Genomic DNA, 1,048 nt, shown 5'->3' on the forward strand with positions numbered 1-1,048 from the left:
CTGGAACCCTTAAGCGTGAGCGCAGTTCCCCGGCAATCTGCTGATCGTCCTTCCATCCGCCCGCCCCATGCAGAAAAAGAACCTCCACGGCGTACCACCTGCTTCCTCTCGGCGTCCTTCTACTGTGCCGCAGGAGACGGATTGATGACAGGGCCGAACTGAAGTCCCCACCACGGGCGATGCCGGGAACCGGGACAGTGCCCAGGACACCTGATCGCTTGCCGGCAAAGGCCAGCTGCGTGACGCAGTGGCCGCGCCGGACGGAGCCTGTGGGGCCTGAGCAGCGATACGGACGGCCGGGGACTCCCGGCTCCGGAGGGCGACCGCATTCTGCGTCTGGAGATCCTGCCCTGAACCTGTTCCCTCAACATTTTCCCGGTACGGACGTACGCTTCGCTGAGATGACAGTCCAGAGGGATCGAGGGGGACGCCTGTGCCCGAAGTAATCGTCGCCGGAGCCGGCCCTACGGGAATCTTCCTGGCCAGTGAACTCCGCCTGCACGGAGTGGACGTGGTGGTGCTGGATAAGGAGCCTGAACAGAACACCGTTATCCGTGCCCTGGGACTGCACTCCCGCAGCATCGAGATCATGGACCAGCGCGGACTCGGGGCGCAGTTCGCAGCATCCGGCCCCCGGTATCCGCTGGACGGATTCTTCGCGGGAATCCTGCGGAGTGCCCCGGAACTGGACACCACCCATCCCTACGTCCTTGGCATTCCGCAGACTGAGACCGAAACCCTGCTGACCCGGCGTGCACTTGAACTGGGCGTGGATATCCGCCGGGGAACCGAACTCACCGGCCTGTCGCAGGACGATGCCTCCGTCACGGCAGCGCTCGCGGACGGCAGTGAACTCCGGGCGCGGTACCTCGTTGGCTGCGACGGCGGCCACAGCACAGTCCGGTCCCTGGCGGGGATCGGCTTCCCGGGCGAGCCCAGCAGGCGGGAGTTCCTGCTGGGGGAAGTGGAGTTCACGGCGCCGCCCGATGAGGTGGCGGCGGTGTCTTCCCGCGTCCGCGAAACCCACCGCGACTTCGGTGCAGGCCCC

The 1,048-nt window shown here is 66.2% G+C and carries 1 protein-coding gene; it reads left to right on the forward strand.

Annotation, left to right across the window (positions count from 1 at the left end; genetic code table 11):
• Nucleotides 1-433: 433 nt before the first annotated feature.
• Nucleotides 434-1,048: FAD-dependent monooxygenase (locus ACFV20_RS37255; RefSeq protein WP_385665643.1), on the forward strand; the 615-nt coding region annotated here is incomplete at its 3' end.

Source organism: Streptomyces sp. NPDC059696 (assembly GCF_042733745.1).
In the GTDB taxonomy this organism is placed as follows: domain Bacteria; phylum Actinomycetota; class Actinomycetes; order Streptomycetales; family Streptomycetaceae; genus Streptomyces.